Here is an 18,584-nt window from a genome sequence, read left to right as displayed (position 1 = left end):
TCCAGGTTCTACGGTTGTGGTCATGACCAGCGGACAGCCTCTCCCGCACGAGCGGGAGCCCTCGTTGACCATCGCCCAGGTGGTCGAACGCACCGGCCTCTCGCACGACACGCTGCGCTATTACGAGAAGGCCGGCCTGATCGAGCGGGTCGGCCGTACCACCGGCAACCAGCGGCGCTATCAGGCGGCCGACCTGGCCTGGCTGGAGTTCCTGCTGCGGCTGCGCGAGACCGGCATGTCGATCGCCGACATGCAGCGCTTCGCCCGGCTGCGGGCACAGGGGGACGCGACGGTCGCGGACCGGCTGGAGATGCTCCGCGAGCACCGCGCCGAGCTGGCCGACCGCATCCGGGCGCTCAGGCGCAACGCGGTCACGCTGGACGACAAGATCGATCACTACCAACGGCTGCTGCACGAGCGGAAGCCGGGAACGGACGGCCTCACATGAGCGAGAGCACCACCCGTGACGAGCGTTTCGCGCACGGCCTGGAGGTTCTGAAGAAGGTCGACGGCGAGGCCGGGCAGCGGGTCGTCGACTCGCTCGCCGACATCAGCCCGGAGCTGGGGCACCAGGTCGTCGCGTGGGCCTTCGGGGAGATCTACGACCGGCCCGGTCTCGCCCCGCGCGATCGTCAGCTGGTCACCCTGGGCATGCTCACCGCGCTCGGCGGCTGCGAGGCCCAGCTGGACGTGCATGTGAACGCGGCGCTCAACGTGGGCCTCACGCCCGAGCAGATCACGGAGGCGCTGCTGCACTCCGCCGTCTACTGCGGCATGCCGAAGGCGCTGAACGCCACCTTCGCCGCGAAGAAGGTCTTCGCCGAGCGCGGGCTGCTGCCCCTCGGACAGCAGCCCGCGGACGACACCGTGGCTACCTCTGCCTGATCCGCAGGAAGGTGACGGAGTTCGCCGGGAAGGTGTACGTGAACTTCGCCGCCGCTCCGGTGAACGTGGAGGTCTCGGGGGCGACCGCCGTGGACGTCTCGGTGTTCACCGCGTCGGGGGCGGCGGCGAGCGTGGTGACGACGGCCCTGGAGGCGACCTTCGCGCCGCCCAGGTCGATCTCCGTACGGGCCGCGGAGGCCTGGGCGTTGACGACCTTGACGATCAGGTCGCCGGTCCGCGCGTCCCGGGTGACGACCTGGCGGAACGGCTCGGCCGGCCTGTCGTCGGTGAAGCTGCCCCACTGCTGCCCGTCGAGGTACAGCGCGACCTGACGGCCGCGCACCTTGATGTCGATGTCGTAGGCCCGGCCGGTCTCGACCGAGCCCGCCTTGGAGATCAGCGTGGACTTGCCGCCGTCCACGGCCTGCTCGACCGCGCTCTGGGTGTTGTTCCAGCCGCCCAGGTTCCACCAGTAGTAGCTGATGGTGTCCTTGACGCCGAAGGCGACGAGGAAGCCCTCCTTGCCGGACTTCTTGGTGGCCTTCACATGCAGGTCGTAGTCGTGCCAGGACGGGTCGCCCGCCTGGACCATGGTGTTCTCGGCCGAGTCGTTCGTCTGGACGTAGGCGCCGTCCTGGACGCTCCAGCTGCCGGTGCCGGTGTGGGTCCACTTCGAGGCGTCACCGGAGAAGTCGTCGCCGAGCAGGGTGCTCCCGTCGGCGGCGGTGACCGACACGTCGTCGTAGGCGGCGCTGGTGTTCCAGGTGGACAGGCCGACGGCGCCGGTGATGGGGCCGCTGACGGCCGGGGTGGTGGTGGCGGTGGACGGCACCACCCGGCTGCCCACGTTGTTCATGAACAGCTTCTGGACCTCGTAGTTGGCCGAGCCCCAGGAGGCGTGGTTGTTGAACCACACCAGGTCCGGCCGCCACTGGACGTAGTCCTCGCCTGCGAACAGCGGGGCGTAGGAGGCGAGCTTGACGACGTCCGCGTTGCGCTCCAGGCCGGTCATGTAGGCCGCCTCGGCGAGGCCGTTCTTGAAGGCGTTGCCCTGGGACGCGTACTCGCCGAGGAAGACCTTCGGGCCGCCGCGGTCGTAGGAGTCGTAGCGGTCGTTGTTCTGCAGGAACCACTGCGGGCTGTTGTAGTAGTGCTCGTCGACCATGTCGACCTGGGCGTCCCGGTTGAGCTTCCAGGCCGTGTCGAAGGTCGCACCGGAGTCGTCGGGGCCCGCGTTGGAGATCACCTGCATGTACGGGTACTCGGCCTCGATGGCCGCGCGGAACTGCTGGAAGCGGGCGAAGAACTCGTTCGGCAGGTTCTCCTCGTTGCCGACCTCGATGCGGGTGAGGTGGAAGGGCTTCGGGTGGCCCATGCCGGCGCGCACCTTGCCCCACTTCGAGGTCGCCGGGCCGTTGGCGAACTCGATGAGGTCGAGGGTGTCCTGGATGTGCCGCTTGAGCAGCGCGTCGTCGTCGACGGCCTCGTTCTGGCCGCAGCCGGTCACCAGTGCCGGGACGACGGGCAGGGGCATCGCGCCGATGTCCTCGGCGAAGCGGAAGTACTCGTAGTAGCCGAGGCCGTACGACTGGTTGTAGCCCCAGAAGTTGGCGTTGGTCGCCCGCTGCTCGACCGGGCCGACGGTGTCCTTCCACTGGTAGGAGCGCTTGCGCTGCCAGCCGGAGGCCTCGCTGTAGTCCTGCATGGAGCCGGTGTTGACCAGGCAGCCGCCGGGGAAGCGGACGAAGCCCGGGTGCAGGGCGGCGACCTTCTCGGCGAGGTCCTTGCGCAGACCGTTCGGCTCGTGTCTGTAGGTGTCGCGCGGGAAGAGGGAGACCATGTCCAGCGCGGCGGCGGCCGAGGAGGCGACGGTCAGGCGGCCGGTGCTGCTGGTGCGGGTCGCGGTGAAGGTGGCCCGGTACCGGGCCCAGCCGCTCTTGCGGACGGCGATCTGCCGCGCGGTCGCGAGGGCGCCGCCCGCGTCCTGCAGGGTCACGGTCAGTGTGCTGCCGGCCTTCGCGCGGGCCCACACCGAGAAGTCGTACTTCTTGCCGTCCTCCAGCGCGACGCCGGTGTTGTAGCCGGCGTTGGTGACCGACGAAGCGGCGCCCAGGGACAGGTAGTCGCGGTTGCGGTCGTTGAGGCGGCCGGCGTCGTTCACGACCTGCGCGGTGCCGGAGACCGTCCAGGCGGTCAGGGGCGTGTACGACCTGTTGTCGTCGGTGGAGTACTCGAAGGACCGGTTCTGCACGAGTTCGGCGTACAGGCCGCCGTCGGCGGCGCGGTTGATGTCCTCGAAGAACACGCCGTACATCGTCCTGTCGATCTCGGCGCCCTGCGCGGCGGGGTCGACGGTGATCGAGTAGTCGGTGACGTCGGCGGCGCGGGCGGGGGCCGGGACGGCGGTGGCGGCCAGCAGGAAAGCGCTTGCCGTGAGGCCGAGTCTCAGCCTGGTGCGGATGGTGCGTGACATGGATACTCCGCGGCTCTTGATTCGTTCGAAATATCAGACAATGGTCAGCACTTCGAACGGCAAGATAGGGAAGGGGTATGAGCACGTCAATGGGGCGGACAGACAGGGGTGATGATGGGCGGGTTCTGGCCCGTGGCCGACGTCCTGGCCCACCTGGCCGGACGCTGGCGGGTGGAGCGGACCGTGCGCGATCTGGCGAGCGGGGACGAAGGGCGCTTCGAGGGAGTCACCGTCTTCAGCCCGCTCGACGGCGGCGGGCTGCTGCACGAGGAGTCGGGGACCTTCACCTGGCAGGGTGTGGCACGGCCCGCGACCCGCACCCTGCGCTTCCTGCCCGGGGCCTCGCCCGGCACGGCCGACGTCCGTTTCGCGGACGGCCGGCCCTTCCACGACCTGGACCTGACCTCGGGACGGTACGTCGCCGGCCACCCCTGTGCGGCCGACCTCTACCGGGGCGAGTTCACGGTCAGGGACGCCGACCACTGGCGCTCGGTGTGGCGGGTCGGCGGACCGGCGAAGGACCTGTTGCTGACCACCGACTACGTACGCGAGGGCTGAGTGGACCCGCCGTCCAGGCGGAGGTTCCAGCGGCCCGAGTGGCCCGTCACCGTGGACGTGGACAGCGGGCGCACGTCGATGTTCCAGTACGTCGCGGGCGGCGCCTTCAGGGCGTAGACCAGGGCGGCGCGGATGACCGAGGGCTCGGCGACGGCGACGATCCGGCCGCCGTCGCCCACCGGGCGCGTGTCGAGCCAGGCGGCGACCCGGGAGATGAAGGCCAGCAGCGACTCCCCGCCGTGCGGGGTGGAGCGCGGATCGGCGAGCCAGGCGTCCACGGCGTCCGGTTCACGGGCCATCGCCTCGCCCAGCGTCAGCCCGCGCCAGCGGCCCATGTCGCAGTCGCGCAGCGCGAGCTGGACCAGGGGGGCGTACCCCAGGGCGTCGCCGGTGGCACGGCTGCGCGGGGTCGGGGAGCAGTAGCGCAGGTCGGCGGCCGCCAGCGGCAGCAGGTCCCAGGCCATGCGCTGCACCTCGTCCCAGCCGGCCTGGTCCAGCGGCCGGTCGTCCTCGAAGCGCTCCGCGAGCAGCGGGGAACTGCGCGCGGCGGCGACAAACGTGACCCGAAGTGGCATGCGGTGATGGTGAGCCTCGGGTGTGCGCAGGTCAAGGGCCGTTACCTGTGAGTTACCCGGGGTGTGCGCGCGTTTACTCGAAGGGGTGGATCATCCACTGGCCGGGGCGGTCGAGCGGCCGGAAGCCCACCTTCTCGTACACCCCCTGGGCGTCCTCCGTGGCCAGCAGGATGCGCCGCAGGCCGAAGGGCCGCAGGTGGTCCCGGATCCGGCCGACGAACGCCGTGCCGACTCCCTTGCCGCGCACCGAGGGGTCGACGTCCACACGGGCGGTGTCGGCGGAGAACTCGCAACCGTCGGGAAGATCGGGTGCGTCGCTCATGCGGGGATCCTCGCAGGGCGGACAGCCTGCGTCGAATCGATTTCCGGTGGAGCGACCGTCGTCCTCGACCGTCGTCCTGCCCTAGAGCACCTCGTCGCACGCGGCCCGGAGTCGCCGTATCCCCTCGGCGATCTCCCCCACTCCCGCCACCGCCGCGAAGCTCAGCCGGAGGTGGGCTGCGGGGGGTTCGGCGCTGAAGTAGGGGCGGCCGGGGGTGAGGGCGACGCCCGCGCGGAGGGCGGCCGCGGTCAGGGCGGGCTCTCCCCCGGAGCCGAAAGCCTGGGAGGCGGACCCAGCGCCGTCGGGGAGGCGGACCCAGAGGTGGTAGCCGCCGGAGGGGATGTGGGGCAGGGCGAGTTCGGGGAGGTGCAGGGCCAGCTCGGCCGTCATGGTGTCGCGGCGGGTCTTCAGCTCTGCCGAGAGGGCCCGCAGATGACGGGGCCAGGCCGGGGATCCGACGAGTTCCAGGGCGGCCTCCTGGAGCGGCCGGGGGACGAAGAAGCTGTCCACGACCTGGATCGCGCGCAGGCGTTCCAGCACGGGCCCGCGCGCGGCCAGCGCGGCCACCCGGAAGCTGGGCGAGGTCGCCTTGGTCAGCGAGCCGACGTGGACGACCACGCCGTCCGGGTCGTCGGCGGCCAGCGTGCGGGGCAGCGGGCCGGAGTCCGCGTGGACGAGGCGTCGTACGAAGTCGTCCTCGATGACGAACGCGCCCGCGGCCCGGGCGATGCGCAGCACCTCGGTGCGGCGGTCGGGGGCCAGGACCGCGCCGGTCGGGTTCTGGAACAGGGGCTGGCAGACGAAGACCCGGGCGCCGGTGGCCCGGAAGGCGTCGGCGAGGAGGTCCGGGCGTACGCCGTCGGGGTCGACCGGCACCGGGACCGGGCGCAGTCCGGCCGCGCGGGCGAGGGCCAGCATGCCCGGGTAGGTGGGCGACTCCACGAGGACCGGGGCGCCGGGCGGGGCCAGCGCCCTGAGGGCCGTGGCCAGCGCGGCCTGGCCGCCCGCGGCGATCAGCACCTCGGCCGCGGTGACCGCCCCGCCGATGCCGCGCGCGAACCACTCGCGCAGCTCGGGCAGCCCCTCCAGCGGTGGCCTCCCCCAGGCGCCGGGCCGCCGCCCGGCCCGGGCGAGGGCCGCGGCCATGGCCCGCTCGGGCTGCAGGGAGGGGTGGAGATAGCCGCCGTTGAACTCCAGCACGCCCGGAGGCGGGGTGGTGAGCGAGACCGTGACCCCGGAGGCGTCCACCGTGCGCGGAACGAGCTCGGCGGCGCCGTCGGCGCTCAGCGCGACCTCCTGCCAGGAGGTGTCCCCGGCGGGCTCGGCGACAGTGTGCGGCCGCGCGCGGAAGGCGCCGGCACCGGGCCGGGTGACCACCAGTCCCTCGGCGGCCAGCTGACCCAAGGCCCGGGAAACGGTCACCGGGCTCACCCGGAACCGCTCGACCAGGGCCCTGCTCGATGGGAGCTTTCCACCTGGCGAGTAGCGGTCCAGTTCTTGTCGCAGCCGTTCTGCCAGTTCGTCCACACTGCTACGCTCATGCATGAGAGCACAGAGTAGCGCTACTACCGCGACGGAGATAGCGGTCCCCACTCCCCGCGAGCACCGGTCCTCCGGCATCGGGCTGGCCGCCCTCGGCGTGACCGCCTTCTCCCTCACCTTCCCGTCCACCGCCTGGGGCCTGGAGAGCTTCGGTCCCTGGTCCCTGGCGGCGGTGCGCAGCGTCCTCGCGGCGCTGGTCGCGGGTGGGTGTCTGCTCGTGCTGAGGGTGCCACTGCCCGACCGCCGGCATCTGCCGGGCCTCGCGGTCGTCGCCGCCGGAGTGGTGGTCGGCTTCCCGCTGCTGACCACGCTCGCGCTGCAGACCTCGACCACCTCGCACGCCGCCGTCGTGGTGGGCCTGCTGCCGCTGACCACCGCCGCCTGCTCGGCCCTGCGCATGGGCCACCGGCCCTCGCGGCGGTTCTGGCTGGCGGCGCTGGCGGGCGCGGCGGCCGTGCTCGCCTTCACCGTCGGCCAGAGCGGCGGCGCGCTCACCGCCGCCGACGGCTACCTGTTCGGCGCGCTGCTGGTGTGCGCGGTCGGGTACACCGAGGGCGGACGGCTGGCCCGGGTCATGCCCGGCTGGCAGGTCATCGGCTGGGCGCTGGTGCTGTGCCTGCCGCTGAGCCTGCCGGCCGCCGCGCCGGCGCTGTCGTACGAGCCGGTGCATCTCACCTGGCACGGGGTGACGGGTCTGCTGTGGGTGTCGGTGGTCTCGCAGTTCCTCGGACTGGTCGTCTGGTACCGCGGAATGGCGGCCATCGGGATCCCGAAGGCGAGCCAGTTGCAGTTGGCTCAGCCGCTGCTCACACTGGTGTGGTCGGCGCTGCTGCTGGGCGAGCGCCTTACGGTGGCCGCTCCGCTGACCGCCGTCGCCGTGCTCGTCTGCATCGCCGTCACCCAACGGTCGTGACCGTGAGGAGGGCCTGATGCACGCAACCGTCGGCGACCAGCTTGTCCAGCACGGCAGGGTGGTCGGCGAACACGACAAGATCGGCGAGATTGTCGAAGTGATGGGTCAGAAGGGCGAGCCGCCGTACCGCGTCCGCTTCCAGGACGGGCACGTGGGCATCTGCTCCCCCGGCCCCGACACCGAGATCCGGCACAAGGAAATCCGGCCGTCGTAGCTCAGCGCGGTGGCTTCGCCGGCTGCCCGTAGTGGTCGGCGACCACCCGCGCCATCGCCCCGATCGGGTCCGCCGTCACGTCCTTGGCGGCGAAGAACACATGCCCGCGCACCTGCGGGTGTCCGGCGGCGAGCGTGAGGTGCCGGGACAGCTCGACCGGGTCCTGCCACTGCGAGGGCTGCCCTGCGACCCCCGCCTTGTACAGCGCCTCGCCGATGTACAGCTGCGTCCTGGTGCCCTCGGCCGTCTTCGCCCACCAGTCGACCAGCGTCGCGTAGTCGGCGGCGGCGAAGCCGATGTGCCAGTAGAGCTGCGGGACGATGTAGTCGATCCAGTGGTTGCGCACCCATGTGCGGGTGTCCGCGTGCAGGTCGTCGTACGTCTGGACGCCCGCCCGGGTGTCCGAGCCCCGCGAGTCGGTCGTGGCGTTGCGCCACACCCCGAAGGGGCTGATCCCGAACCGGGTGCCGGGCCGTACCTGCTTGATGGCCACGGCCGTCTCCTGCACCAGCTTGTCGATGTTGTCGCGGCGCCAGGCGGCCCGGGTGTCGAAGTCGCCGCCGTACTCGTCGTACGCGGCGTCGTCGTCGAAGGTCTGCCCGGCGACCGGGTACGGGTAGAAGTAGTCGTCGAAGTGGACGGCGTCCACCGGGTACCTGACGACCGCGTCGAGCATGGCCTGCTCCACGAAGGCACGGACCTCGGGCAGGCCCGGGTTGTAGTAGAGCTTCCCGCCGTAGGGCACCACCCAGTCCGGGTGCCTGCGAGCCGGGTGCGAGGCGGCCAGCCGGGTCGGGTCGGGGTGGTTGGCGACACGGTACGGGTTGAACCAGGCGTGCAGTTCCAGGCCGCGGGCGTGCGCCTCACGCACGGCCGTGCCCAGCGGGTCCCAGCCCGGGTTCCGGCCCTGGGTGCCGGTGAGGTACTCGGACCAGGGCTCGTACGGCGAGGGCCACAGGGCGTCCGCCGTGGGCCGCACCTGGAGGATCACCGTGTTGAGCCGGTCGCGGACCGCCCGGTCCAGGTGGGCGATCAGCTCCGTGCGCTGGGCGTCGGCCGTCAGGCCGGCCTTCGAGGGCCAGTCGCGGTTGGACACCGTCGCCAGCCACACACCCCGCATCTCGGTGGCCGCTCGCGGCCACGGCCGGCGCGGGTCCGGCCGCCCCGGCGCCGCCGCCGAGCCCTGGGCCGTCGCCAGCGCCGACAGCGCCGCCCACGCGAACGCGCGCCGTGTCAGTCGCCCCATCTGCACACCCCCATACGCTCCGGATCCGCGCCGTCACGGATCGTTCCGCGCCCCAGGATGCCTCCACCCGGACGATCGATCATCGATACTTGGCGGTAACGTGCACGATCGGAGCAGGCGCCGAACCCGGAGGTCTGCCAGCCGGAAACCAGCGAAGGGGACGATGTGACAGGCTTCCCATCGGGAGATATTGCGCGCGTCGGAGTCGTGGGCTGCGGACAGATGGGCGCGGGCATCGCCGAGGTGTGCGCCCGCGCGGGACTGGACGTGAAGGTCGCCGAGACCACCGGCGAGGCCCTGGAGATCGGCCGTACCCGGCTGTACAACTCCCTGGCCAAGGCCGCCGAGCGCGGCAAGATCACCGAGGAGGAGCGGGACGCCACGCTGGCGCGCCTCAGCTTCACCACCGACCTCGGTGAGTTCGCGGACCGCGATCTGGTGATCGAGGCCGTCGTCGAGAACGAGCAGGTGAAGACGGAGATCTTCCAGGTGCTCGACCAGGTGATGACCCGCGCGGACGCGATCCTGGCCTCCAACACCTCCTCCATCCCGCTGGTGAAGCTGGCGGTCGCCACCTCTCGCCCCGACCACGTGGTCGGCATCCACTTCTTCAACCCGGCCCCGGTGCAGCAGCTGGTCGAGCTGATCCCGGCACTCACCACCTCCGAGGGCACCCTCAGCCGCGCCCAGGTCTTCGCCGAGAAGGTGCTCGGCAAGCACGCCATCCGCGCCCAGGACCGCTCCGGGTTCGTCGTCAACGCGCTGCTGGTGCCCTACCTGCTCTCCGCGATCCGGATGTTCGAGTCCGGCATCGCGAGCCGCGAGGACATCGACAACGGCATGGAGATGGGCTGCGCCCACCCGATGGGCCCGCTGAAGCTGTCCGACCTGATCGGCCTGGACACCATCGTCTCCATCGCCAACTCGATGTACGCCGAGTACAAGGAGCCGCTGTACGCCGCTCCCCCGCTGCTCCAGCGCATGGTCGAGGCGGGCCGGCTCGGCCGGAAGACCGGCTCGGGCTTCTACACCTACGGCTGATTACCGTCCGCTACGCCTGTGGGCCCGGCACCAATTTCGGTGCCGGGCCCATCTGTTTCACACACCGTGTGTACTCCGGGCACGCATATGCCCTGCGCACACGCTCCCCACGCGCCCACCAGCCGAGTTGACTCCTCATGCGCATGCAAGGGATGCGGAACAACCAGATTCGACTACGGAAAGGAGTGGACCCGTGACCGCCGATCCGGAGCATCCCGTGGTCCATGGAGAACTCGCAGAGTTACGGCGCCGCCTCGACGTGGCGTACGCCCGAGTCGAGGGAGGACTCGCCCTGCTCAGTCATCGCACCGCGGAGACCGCCAAGGAACTGGACGAGCTGCACACCCGCATGAGTTCGCTGGAACACGCACGCTGGCCGCTGCCCTCGGTCGCCGCGCTCACGGCTTTGGGAGCGCTGGTCGTGACGGTCTGGCAGGTGCTGGCCCACTAGCCATCCGCGAGCCTCATGTGGTGCAGCAGGAGTAACGCGGCCGCCATGTTGGCGGCCGGGACCTCCCCTCGGGCGATCAGGTCGGGGACGACCTTGAGAGGGACCCACTCCCGGCGGTCCGACTCGAAGTCGTCCACGGGGTGTCCGACGTACTCGCCCCGGTCGGACCAGTAGATGTGGTGCCGGGCGTCGGTGAGACCGTTGGACGGCTCCACGCTCATCAGGTGGTACAGGGGCCCCGGCCGCCAGCCGGTCTCCTCCTCCAGTTCCCTGGCGGCCGCGCTCGCGATGTCCTCGCCGTCCTCCACCACACCCGCGGCCAGTTCCCAGCCCCAGCTGTCGGTGATGAACCGGTGGCGCCACAGGAGCAGGACTTCGTTGGCCTCGTTGACCACCGTGGCGACGGCGACCGGCCGCAGCCGGATCAGGAAGTGGTCGAGGTGCCGGCCGTCCGGCAGCTCGACATCTGCGAGGTTGACGCTGAACCAGCGGTTTTCATACACAGTTTGTTCGTTCTGTTTCGTCCACTGCACGGTTCTGCCACCTTCCGACGGTAAGTGGCAATATCGCAGCAGGGACTCACCAGGCCCACAGCGCAGACCCCGGCCCGGGGTTACAGCGGTACGCGCAGCGCGCCGTCGATGAGTTCGGCGGCCTCGGCGGTTCCGGCCGAGCCGCAGTCCACCAGGTGCTCGCGTACCGCGCGGAGTCTGTCGCGCAGCCGCTGGGACTCCATCCCACGGGCCTGCTCGGCCATCTGCACGGCGGTCACCACCGCCTTGTCGGCGTTGCCCTGGCGCAGCTCGATCGTGCTGAGCATGGCGAGCCGGTGCACCCGGCCCCTGTCGTGGGCGGGGTTGTCGACCGCGGCCGCGGCATGCTCGCGCGCGGCGGCGAGTTCACCGAGGCTGAGCAGCGCCTCGGCCACCTGGACGTTGACCAGGCCGGGCTGGACATAGCCGGTCTCGTCCGGCTCGTACCCGCGCCGGATGCGGTCGGCGGCCGTCTCGGCCCGGCGGATGCAGGACAGCGCGCTGCTGCTGTCGCCGAGGTGGGCGTACGCCTTGGCCTGCATCGCGTACAGGTCGGAGGCGAGCGCCGGGGTGATGTGCCTGCCGGCGGCGCGCAGCGCGGCCTCGGCGAAGGCGACGGCCTGCCGGTACTCCTTCATGAACAGGGCCTGGTTGACGAGCAGCGCGATCACGTACGCGCCAAGTCCCCGGTCCCCGCTGGCCTTTGCCAGCCTGAGCGCCTGGTGGAAGTAGCGCTGGGCGAGACCGTGCGCGTCGGAGTCGTACGCGCAGATGCCCGCGATCGCCACCAACCCGCCGGTGGCCCGGTGCAGTTGGCGGCCGGTGGCGTCGGTGTAGCTGCCGCGCAGCAGCGGAGCCGCCTCCGCGTTGAGGAACCCGACGATGCGGGTGCGGGTCGCTATGCCGCCGGCCTTGCGGTACATCTGCTCGTAGTGGGTGCGGGCGGCACGCAGCATCTCGATGTCGGCCGCGGTGACCCGGTGCCGGCCACCCCGGGAGACGTCCACGTCCTCGGGCGGGTTCTCCCACTCCCACACCGGCATGACGGCCGGGGTGCCGGTGACCGCGGGAGCGCCGAGCAGATGCGGGCGCTGCTGTTCGTCGGAGCGCCACAGGGCGGTGGCGCGCTCCACGAAGCCGGAGAGCGAACCGGTGTGCGGGGTGCTCGGCTCACCGGGGACCCCGAGGCCGATGTCGTCCAGGGTGACCGGCCGGTGCAGCCGTCCGGCGAGTACCTCGCAGATGAGGTCGGGCACCTGGCCGCGTGGCCGCTGGCCCTTCAACCACCGCGCCACGGCGGTGTGTTCGTAACGGAGCGCAAGGCCCCGACGCCGGCCCGCCTGGTTGACGTGGGCGGCGAGACCGGCGTGCGAGATCCCCGCCTCGTCCAGGATCGCGTCGAGCAGAGTGTTGGGCTGCATGGGTTGCCCCCCGAGTGGCCTGGTGCCGTCAGCGTAGTGCGTCCGCTTTCACACGGGGTGTGAACGGAGTGCGCGCATCCGCAGTGTGTGCACGCTGTCGCGGAGTGTGTTCTGTCGGTTGACTGAGAGTCCTCGCAAGAGGCTGGCCAAGCCGCCGGCTCCCCCCTCAGAAAGCGGCGGCTTGGCCTCTCGCGGTGCCTTGTCGGGACAGCTCGAACGTCCTTCGGTCGTTCCGTAGGACCAGTACCGCCACGTCGTCCGTAGGTCTGCCGGCTGTGTGATGCAGGAGGGCCCTGAAGACCGTGCGCAGGACCGTCTGGGGCGTCACCGGCTGATCGCGTACGACCTCTCGCAGCACTGTCGGCAGCGAGAAGAACCGGCCACGGGCGTCTCTGGCGTCCTCCGCTCCGTCCGTGAAGAGGACCAGCGACTCGCCCGGGAGCAGATGGCCGCACGAGGCCGCCGCCAACTCCGCGGGGAGCGGAAAGGGGCCCAGGGGCGGGAGTGGGTCGGCGCCCGTGAGGGGCTCCACCCGGGTGCCGCTGAGCAGGTACGGCCACGGGTGACCGCAGTTGAGGGCGCGCACCTCGCCGTCCCGGGCGATCTCCAGGAGCAGGACGGTGACGAACTCCTCGGCGACCGGCGGACCCGGGTCCTGCCCGTTCGCCGGGTGATCGGCACAGGACCGCTCACGCAGATGACGGGCGTGTGCCCGCTCCAACCGCCTGAGCACATGACTGAGTTCGGCCTCGTCATGGGCGGCCTCACGGAAGCTGCCGAGGACGGCGGCGACGGTCCCGAGGGCGGCGAGTCCATGACCGCGTACGTCGCCCATGACCACACGGACGCCGTACTCGGTGGCGACGGCCTCGTACAGATCACCGCCGATGGCCGCGCCGCGGTCGGCGGACAGCTGGGCGGCCGCCACGTTCAGCCCGTCGAGGCGCGGCGGCAGGGGCCGTAGCAGCACGCTCTGGGCGGCGCCGGCGACCCGGTGGGCCTGCCTCAGTTCGCGCAGCAGGGCATGGCGGACATGGAATATCAGTCCGGTGCCGACGGCGAAGAACACGGCGCTGGTGACGATGCGCGCGCCGAGCCCGCCCTGCTGGGCGAGGGGGCAGCCGAACTTGTACGTGACCGCCACGGCTCCCCAGACCGTGGGCAGTACGGCTCCCCGCGCGGTGGGTGCCCGTGCCTTGATGCGGATCATGCCTCTGGTCCCCCATGTGGGCCCTGACAGAGCAGACGGACCGACCCCGAAAGGCCGGTCCGATTCTGTCGAGAGGCACGGCTCGGAAGGACCAGTTCCCTCCCGATTCCCACCCGAATGAGTGAGAACCCCCAGGCCAACCCGCATTTATGCAGCTGACAGCGGGGTCAACTGCCTCGGGGGCGCGGGGCTGTGTTCACCATGCGGCTCCCCCCGCGTGGGCGCGGCCGGCCACGGATGACCCGCAGCCGGCCGACAGCAGAACCCCCTACGGCGTTCAGCCCCTGAGAACCGCACCCGTACGCTCGCCCGCGAGGGCAACGGCAGCATCCCGAGCAGCAGACGCCTCATCCACGGTCAGCGTCCGATCCTCCGCACGGAACCGCAGCGCATAGGCAAGGGACTTCTTCCCCTCACCCAGCTGCTCCGCGTTCTCGTACACATCGAACAGCCGAATGGACTCGAGCAGCTCACCCGCACCGGAACGCAGCGCCGCCTCGACCTCCGCAGCCGGCACGGGCCTGTCGACCACGAGGGCGACATCCTGCGTGGCGACCGGGAAGGACGAGATGGACGGCGCCTGCGGGACACCGTCGCCCACCGCCTCCAGGGCGTCCAGGTTCAGTTCCATCGCGCAGGTGCGCTCGGGCAGGCTCAGCGCCTTGGTGACACGCGGGTGCAGCTCTCCCGCGTGGCCCACGACCTGCTCCGTGCCGTCGGCGACGACCACCAGCTCGGCGCAGCGGCCGGGGTGCCAGGGACCGTACTGTCCCTTGCGCACGACCAGGTCCGCACCGGCCTCACGCGCGACGGCGCGCGCCGCCTCGACCGCGTCGGCCCAGCCGGCCGGACGGCCACCGCCCCACCAGCCGGCCTGCTCACGAGCGCCCGCGAGGACGACGGCCACGTGCCGCGGCTGCTCGGGCAGCGTGGCGTTCAGCTCCGCGATCTCCTCGTCCGTGGGACGCCGGTCCACGGGCAGATGCCCGGCGACGCGCCGCTCCTCGCGGGGCTGGAAGACCAGGCCCGTCTCGAAGAGCGCCAGGCTGTGCGAGCCCCGGCCGTCGTTGCGCCGCAGGGCACCCAGCAGGCCCGGCAGCAGGGTCGTACGGAGCGCGGGCTCCTCGTCGTTGAGCGGGTTGACCAGCTTCACGACGCGGCGGGCCGGGTCGTCCGCCTCGAGGCCGAGCTGGTCGAAGACCTGCTCGCCGACGAACGGGTAGTTCGGCGCCTCGACGTAGCCCGCGCCGGCCAGCGCGCGGCCGACCCGGCGGTGCAGCCGCTGGCGGTGGGTCAGCCCGCGGCCCGAGGGGAGCTTGGGCAGCGTGGAGGGGAGGTCTTCGTAGCCCTCCAGGCGGATGACCTCTTCGGCCAGGTCGTTCGGCTCGAGGAGGTCGGGCCGCCAGGACGGGACGGTGACGATCAGCTCGTCCTGCCCGTACACGTCGCAGCCGACCTCCTGGAGACGGCGCACGACCGTCTCACGGCCGTAGTCGACGCCCGCGACCTTGTCCGGGTGGTTGGCCGGGATGCTGATGGTGTGCGGCGCGGACGGCGCGATGACCTCGGTGACGCCGGCCTCCGCGGTCCCGCCCGCGAGCAGCACCAGCAGGTCCACCGTGCGCTGGGCGGCGGCAGCCGCGGCCTCGGGGTCGACGCCGCGCTCGAAGCGGCGGGACGCCTCGGACTGCAGCTTGTGCCGACGGGCCGTCCGCGCGATCGACACCTCGTCGAAGTGGGCCGCCTCGATGACCACGTCGGACGTGGCGTTCTCGAGGTCGTCGTGGTCGGCGATCTCCGTGTTGGCGCCGCCCATGACGCCGGCCAGGCCGATCGGGCCGCGCTCGTCGGTGATGACGAGGTCCTCGGCGTGCAGCTTGCGCTCGACACCGTCGAGGGTGACGAGCTTCTCGCCCTCCTCGGCCCGGCGCACGCCGATCGTGCCCTGGACCAGCCTCCGGTCGTAGGCGTGCAGCGGCTGGCCCAGCTCCATCATCACGTAGTTCGTGACGTCGACGGCGAGCGAGATCGGGCGCATGCCGACTTTCTGCAGCCGGCGCTGCAGCCAGATCGGGGAGCGCGCCTCGGGGCTCAGACCGGTGACGGTGCGGGCGGTGAAGCGGTCGCAGCCGGCCGGGTCGGAGACCTGCACCGGGTAGCCGAACGCGTTCGGGCCGGGTACGTCGAGCAGAGCCGGGTCGCGCAGCGGCAGGCCGTAGGCGATGGCGGTCTCGCGGGCGACGCCGCGGATGGACAGGCAGTCGCCGCGGTTGGCGGTGACGGCGATGTCCAGGACCTCGTCGACCAGCTCCAGCAGCTCGATGGCGTCCTTGCCGACCTCGGTCTCCGGCGGCAGCACGATGATGCCGTGGTTGCCGTCGTCGCCCATGCCCAGCTCCTCGGTGGAGCAGATCATGCCGTGGGACGTCTTGCCGTAGGTCTTGCGGGCGGAGATCGAGAAGCCGCCCGGCAGCGTGGCGCCGGGGAGGACCACGACGACCTTGTCACCGACGGCGAAGTTACGGGCGCCGCAGACGATCTCCTGGGGCTCGCCGGTGCCGTTGGCCTGCCCGACGTCGACGGTGCAGAAGCGGATCGGCTTCTTGAAGCCCTCCAGCTCCTCGATGGTCAGCACCTGGCCCACGACCAGCGGGCCCTTGAGGTCGGCGCCGAGGTGCTCGACGGTCTCGACCTCAAGACCTGCGGAAATGAGCTTGGCCTGGACGTCGCGGCCGGTCTCCGTCGCCGGCAGGTCGACGTACTCCCGCAGCCAAGAAAGCGGGACCCGCATCAGATCTCCATCCCGAACGGCCGGGTGAACCGGACGTCACCCTCGACCATGTCTCGCATGTCTTCGACGTTGTGGCGGAACATCAGCATCCGCTCGATGCCGAACCCGAAGGCGAAGCCGCTGTACTTCTCCGGGTCGACGCCGCAGGCGGCCAGCACCTTGGGGTTGACCATGCCGCAGCCGCCCAGCTCGATCCAGCCCTCGCTGGAGCAGGTGCGGCAGGGCCGGTCGGGGTTGCCGACGGACTCGCCACGGCAGACGTAGCAGACCATGTCCATCTCGGCGGACGGCTCGGTGAACGGGAAGAAGTTCGGCCGCAGCCGGGTCTTCATGCCTTCGCCGAACAGCGACTGGACCATGTGGTCCAGGGTGCCCTTGAGGTCGGCCATGGTCAGGCCCTCGTCCACGGCGAGCAGCTCGACCTGGTGGAAGACCGGGGTGTGCGTGGCGTCCAGCTCGTCGGTGCGGTACACGCGCCCGGGGCAGATCACGTAGACCGGCAGCTCACGGTCGAGCAGGGAGCGGATCTGGACGGGCGAGGTGTGGGTGCGCAGCACGACACCGGACTCGGCGGTGCCGTCCGGGCCCTGGACGAAGAAGGTGTCGGCCTCGCCGCGGGCCGGGTGGTCCGGGCCGATGTTGAGCGCGTCGAAGTTGAACCACTCGGCCTCGACCTGCGGGCCTTCGGCGACCTCGTAGCCCATGGCCACGAAGACGTCCTCGATGCGCTCGGACAGCGTGGTCAGCGGGTGCCGGGCACCGGCCGGGACGCGGTCGTGGGGCAGCGTGACGTCGACGTCCTCCTCCACCAGCACGCGGGCGTCACGCTCGGCCTCCAGCTCGCCCTGGCGGGCGGCGAGGGCCTTGTTCACGGCGCCGCGGGCCATGCCGACACGCTTGCCGGCCTCGGCCTTGGCGTGCGGGGGCAGGGCGCCGATCTCGCGGTTGGCGAGGGCCAGCGGGGAGGCGGGGCCGGTGTGGGCGACCTTGGCCTCGTGGAGCGCGTCGAGGGAGTCCGCGGCGCCGAAGGCGGCGAGCGCCTCGTCCCGCATGCGCTCGATCTCTTCCGGTTTCAACGTCTCGACCTCGACAGGGTCGTACGACTTATTGGGTGCCGACATCTCTTCCCGTGCTTCCGATTGGCTGGCGGATGGTCCCCGTCACCGACTCGCGAGGGCCGCGTGCAGGACACAAAGGTGCCAAAGGCCGAGTCTAACGGGGTGGGGGTGGACGAATGGCCCGTGGGCCGCTAGGCGAGATACGCCGGGGCGGCCACGGGCAACGTAAATCGGAACTCGGCGCCGCCGCCGGTGGCGCGGCCGACCGTGATGGTGCCGCCGTGGGCCTCGACGATGCCCTTGACGATGTACAGCCCCAGACCCGTGCCGCCGCGCTTGCTGCCCCGCCAGAAGCGGGTGAAGACGCGGTTCATGGATTCCTCCGGGATGCCGGGCCCCTCGTCGCTCACCGTGACCGACGTGCCGGTTTCCTCGCCTTCGCGCGGGGATGCCGAGGGCGTGACATCAATGGTGACGGTTCCCTCGCCGTGCCGCACGGCATTTTCCAGCAGGTTGCTGAGCACCTGGTCGACCTTGTCGGGGTCGGCCCACAGAGCGGGCAGCGGCTGCTCGATGCGCAGCAGGAAGCGGTCGGCGGGCTGCCCGGCGGCGACGTAGGCCTGGATGTGCCGGCCTACGGCCGCGCCTATGTCGACGGGCTGGCGCCTGACCTCCAGTCGCCCGCTGTCGATCCGGGAGATGTCCAGCAGCTCGGCGATGAGCCGGGTGACGCGGTCGGCATCGGCGTCGACGGTCTCCAGCATCAGCCGTTTCTGGTCGTCGGTGAAGCGTTCCCACTTGGCGAGGAGCGTGGCGGTGAAGCCCTTCACGGAGGTCAGCGGGGAGCGCAGCTCGTGGGCGACGGTGGCGATCAGCTCGGCGTGGCTGCGCTCGGTGCGCCGGCGGGCCTCGGTGTCCCGCAGCGAGACGACGACACGCTGCACGGCCCCGAGCGGTTCGGCGCGCACGTACCGGGCCGAGACCAGCACCTCCCGCCCACCGGGCAGCAGCAGGTTGCGCTCGGGCTGCCGTACCCGGATGGCGAGACCGCCGTAGGGGTCGGTGAGCTGCCACCAGCGCCTGCCCTCCAGGTCCTCCAGGGGCAGGGCCTTGTCCAGCTGCTGTCCGAGGGCGTCGGCGGCACGGACGGCGGTGATGCGTTCGGCGGCGGCGTTGAAGCAGATCACCCGGCCGTGGTCGTCGGCGACGACGAGGCCGTCGGGGAGCTGGTCGGGGTCGAGGCCGGTCTCGGCGCAGTCGCCGTGCCGGGGCGCGGGTGTGCGGCGCACGTCCCGCCCGTCCGGCGCAGTGCTGGTGCCGACCACACTCATCCCCGTACCCCACCTCTCAG

At 71.3% G+C, this 18,584-nt stretch carries 18 protein-coding genes; 7 read left to right on the top strand and 11 right to left on the bottom strand.

The features are described from left to right. Positions 1-22: 22 nt before the first annotated feature. Positions 23-448, top strand: coding sequence for a MerR family transcriptional regulator (locus tag ACWC5O_RS29795; RefSeq protein WP_450584266.1), 426 nt, complete (start codon positions 23-25; stop codon positions 446-448). Beyond that, entirely contained in the window at positions 445-885 is a 441-nt protein-coding gene (locus ACWC5O_RS29790; RefSeq protein ID WP_450584267.1) for a carboxymuconolactone decarboxylase family protein, read from the top strand. The genes ACWC5O_RS29795 and ACWC5O_RS29790 overlap by 4 nt, the downstream gene beginning before the upstream one ends. Here ACWC5O_RS29790 and ACWC5O_RS29785 read toward each other — a convergent pair. Further along, positions 872-3,358 (bottom strand): alpha-L-arabinofuranosidase C-terminal domain-containing protein, encoded by a 2,487-nt coding sequence (locus tag ACWC5O_RS29785; RefSeq protein ID WP_450584269.1) that lies wholly within the window; start codon positions 3,356-3,358, stop codon positions 872-874. The two genes, ACWC5O_RS29790 and ACWC5O_RS29785, sit on opposite strands and share 14 nt — an antisense overlap. Before the next feature lie 114 nt (positions 3,359-3,472). On the opposite strand from ACWC5O_RS29785, the gene ACWC5O_RS29780 reads away from it, so the two are divergent. Next, positions 3,473-3,916, top strand: a complete 444-nt coding sequence (locus ACWC5O_RS29780; protein ID WP_450584643.1) for a DUF6314 family protein — start codon at positions 3,473-3,475, stop codon at positions 3,914-3,916. Here ACWC5O_RS29780 and ACWC5O_RS29775 read toward each other — a convergent pair. The 3 genes from ACWC5O_RS29775 to ACWC5O_RS29765 form a co-directional block, all read right to left on the bottom strand. Beyond that, positions 3,898-4,491 (bottom strand): histidine phosphatase family protein, encoded by a 594-nt coding sequence (locus ACWC5O_RS29775; protein WP_450584271.1) that lies wholly within the window; start codon positions 4,489-4,491, stop codon positions 3,898-3,900. The genes ACWC5O_RS29780 and ACWC5O_RS29775 overlap by 19 nt on opposite strands. 73 nt (positions 4,492-4,564) lie before the next feature. Continuing rightward, positions 4,565-4,813 (bottom strand): GNAT family N-acetyltransferase, encoded by a 249-nt coding sequence (locus ACWC5O_RS29770; protein WP_450584273.1) that lies wholly within the window; start codon positions 4,811-4,813, stop codon positions 4,565-4,567. An 81-nt stretch (positions 4,814-4,894) separates the two neighbouring features. Continuing rightward, positions 4,895-6,358 carry an aminotransferase-like domain-containing protein gene (locus ACWC5O_RS29765; RefSeq protein WP_450584275.1) on the bottom strand — a complete coding sequence of 488 codons (1,464 nt, stop codon included), beginning with the start codon at positions 6,356-6,358 and terminating at the stop codon, positions 4,895-4,897. On the opposite strand from ACWC5O_RS29765, the gene ACWC5O_RS29760 reads away from it, so the two are divergent. Beyond that, positions 6,357-7,268: a DMT family transporter gene (locus ACWC5O_RS29760; protein WP_450584276.1), complete on the top strand. Its 912-nt coding sequence runs from the start codon at positions 6,357-6,359 to the stop codon at positions 7,266-7,268. The genes ACWC5O_RS29765 and ACWC5O_RS29760 overlap by 2 nt on opposite strands. A gap of 16 nt (positions 7,269-7,284) precedes the next feature. Further along, positions 7,285-7,482 carry a DUF1918 domain-containing protein gene (locus tag ACWC5O_RS29755; RefSeq protein ID WP_386574758.1) on the top strand — a complete coding sequence of 66 codons (198 nt, stop codon included), beginning with the start codon at positions 7,285-7,287 and terminating at the stop codon, positions 7,480-7,482. A 1-nt stretch (position 7,483) separates the two neighbouring features. On the opposite strand, the gene ACWC5O_RS29750 is transcribed toward ACWC5O_RS29755, so the two are convergent. Beyond that, a complete protein-coding gene (locus ACWC5O_RS29750) occupies positions 7,484-8,728 on the bottom strand; it encodes a glycoside hydrolase family 10 protein (RefSeq protein ID WP_450584278.1) in 1,245 nt (414 codons plus the stop codon). Positions 8,729-8,893: 165 nt separating this feature from the next. Between ACWC5O_RS29750 and ACWC5O_RS29745 the strand changes: the two genes are divergently transcribed. Together ACWC5O_RS29745 and ACWC5O_RS29740 are read left to right on the top strand one after the other, a co-directional pair. Beyond that, a complete protein-coding gene (locus ACWC5O_RS29745; RefSeq protein ID WP_450584280.1) occupies positions 8,894-9,769 on the top strand; it encodes a 3-hydroxybutyryl-CoA dehydrogenase in 876 nt (291 codons plus the stop codon). 193 nt (positions 9,770-9,962) lie between these two features. After that, on the top strand, positions 9,963-10,220 hold the full coding sequence (locus tag ACWC5O_RS29740) for a hypothetical protein (protein WP_450584281.1): 258 nt from the start codon (positions 9,963-9,965) through the stop codon (positions 10,218-10,220). Here the strand turns inward: ACWC5O_RS29740 and ACWC5O_RS29735 are convergent. From ACWC5O_RS29735 to ACWC5O_RS29710, 6 genes are all read right to left on the bottom strand, one after another. Further along, a complete protein-coding gene (locus tag ACWC5O_RS29735) occupies positions 10,217-10,753 on the bottom strand; it encodes an NUDIX hydrolase (protein ID WP_450584283.1) in 537 nt (178 codons plus the stop codon). The genes ACWC5O_RS29740 and ACWC5O_RS29735 overlap by 4 nt on opposite strands. An 80-nt stretch (positions 10,754-10,833) precedes the next feature. Then, the gene (locus ACWC5O_RS29730) at positions 10,834-12,174 is read right to left on the bottom strand and encodes a transcriptional regulator (protein ID WP_450584285.1); all 1,341 of its coding nucleotides are present in this window, start codon (positions 12,172-12,174) and stop codon (positions 10,834-10,836) included. A 166-nt stretch (positions 12,175-12,340) separates the two neighbouring features. Then, on the bottom strand, positions 12,341-13,384 hold the full coding sequence (locus ACWC5O_RS29725) for a PP2C family protein-serine/threonine phosphatase (RefSeq protein WP_450584286.1): 1,044 nt from the start codon (positions 13,382-13,384) through the stop codon (positions 12,341-12,343). Between the two features lie 277 nt (positions 13,385-13,661). Continuing rightward, positions 13,662-16,175, bottom strand: coding sequence for a phenylalanine--tRNA ligase subunit beta (gene pheT, locus ACWC5O_RS29720; protein WP_450584288.1), 2,514 nt, complete (start codon positions 16,173-16,175; stop codon positions 13,662-13,664). Beyond that, positions 16,175-17,296, bottom strand: a complete 1,122-nt coding sequence (gene pheS / locus ACWC5O_RS29715; RefSeq protein ID WP_450584289.1) for a phenylalanine--tRNA ligase subunit alpha — start codon at positions 17,294-17,296, stop codon at positions 16,175-16,177. The genes pheT and pheS overlap by 1 nt, the downstream gene beginning before the upstream one ends. Positions 17,297-17,424: 128 nt before the next feature. Further along, the gene (locus ACWC5O_RS29710; protein ID WP_450584291.1) at positions 17,425-18,564 is read right to left on the bottom strand and encodes an ATP-binding protein; all 1,140 of its coding nucleotides are present in this window, start codon (positions 18,562-18,564) and stop codon (positions 17,425-17,427) included. Positions 18,565-18,584 lie beyond the last annotated feature (20 nt).

This window comes from Streptomyces sp. NPDC001450 (genome assembly GCF_053597295.1).
Note: the sequence above shows the minus strand (reverse complement) of the source record. Positions and strands in the feature narration are given on the sequence as shown.

What these genes read in the sequence shown, in the direction of transcription:
- ACWC5O_RS29730 (WP_450584285.1), bottom strand. Translation starts at nt 12,174, where the DNA reads ATGCAGCCCAACACTCTGCTCGACGCGATCCTGGACGAGGCGGGGATC.
- ACWC5O_RS29795 (WP_450584266.1), top strand. Translation starts at nt 23, where the DNA reads ATGACCAGCGGACAGCCTCTCCCGCACGAGCGGGAGCCCTCGTTGACC.
- ACWC5O_RS29755 (WP_386574758.1), top strand. Translation starts at nt 7,285, where the DNA reads ATGCACGCAACCGTCGGCGACCAGCTTGTCCAGCACGGCAGGGTGGTC.
- pheT (WP_450584288.1), bottom strand. Translation starts at nt 16,175, where the DNA reads ATGCGGGTCCCGCTTTCTTGGCTGCGGGAGTACGTCGACCTGCCGGCG.
- ACWC5O_RS29750 (WP_450584278.1), bottom strand. Translation starts at nt 8,728, where the DNA reads ATGGGGCGACTGACACGGCGCGCGTTCGCGTGGGCGGCGCTGTCGGCG.
- ACWC5O_RS29725 (WP_450584286.1), bottom strand. Translation starts at nt 13,384, where the DNA reads ATGATCCGCATCAAGGCACGGGCACCCACCGCGCGGGGAGCCGTACTG.
- ACWC5O_RS29785 (WP_450584269.1), bottom strand. Translation starts at nt 3,358, where the DNA reads ATGTCACGCACCATCCGCACCAGGCTGAGACTCGGCCTCACGGCAAGC.
- ACWC5O_RS29775 (WP_450584271.1), bottom strand. Translation starts at nt 4,491, where the DNA reads ATGCCACTTCGGGTCACGTTTGTCGCCGCCGCGCGCAGTTCCCCGCTG.
- ACWC5O_RS29770 (WP_450584273.1), bottom strand. Translation starts at nt 4,813, where the DNA reads ATGAGCGACGCACCCGATCTTCCCGACGGTTGCGAGTTCTCCGCCGAC.
- ACWC5O_RS29780 (WP_450584643.1), top strand. Translation starts at nt 3,473, where the DNA reads ATGGGCGGGTTCTGGCCCGTGGCCGACGTCCTGGCCCACCTGGCCGGA.
- ACWC5O_RS29760 (WP_450584276.1), top strand. Translation starts at nt 6,357, where the DNA reads ATGAGAGCACAGAGTAGCGCTACTACCGCGACGGAGATAGCGGTCCCC.
- ACWC5O_RS29710 (WP_450584291.1), bottom strand. Translation starts at nt 18,564, where the DNA reads ATGAGTGTGGTCGGCACCAGCACTGCGCCGGACGGGCGGGACGTGCGC.
- ACWC5O_RS29790 (WP_450584267.1), top strand. Translation starts at nt 445, where the DNA reads ATGAGCGAGAGCACCACCCGTGACGAGCGTTTCGCGCACGGCCTGGAG.
- ACWC5O_RS29765 (WP_450584275.1), bottom strand. Translation starts at nt 6,358, where the DNA reads ATGCATGAGCGTAGCAGTGTGGACGAACTGGCAGAACGGCTGCGACAA.
- pheS (WP_450584289.1), bottom strand. Translation starts at nt 17,296, where the DNA reads ATGTCGGCACCCAATAAGTCGTACGACCCTGTCGAGGTCGAGACGTTG.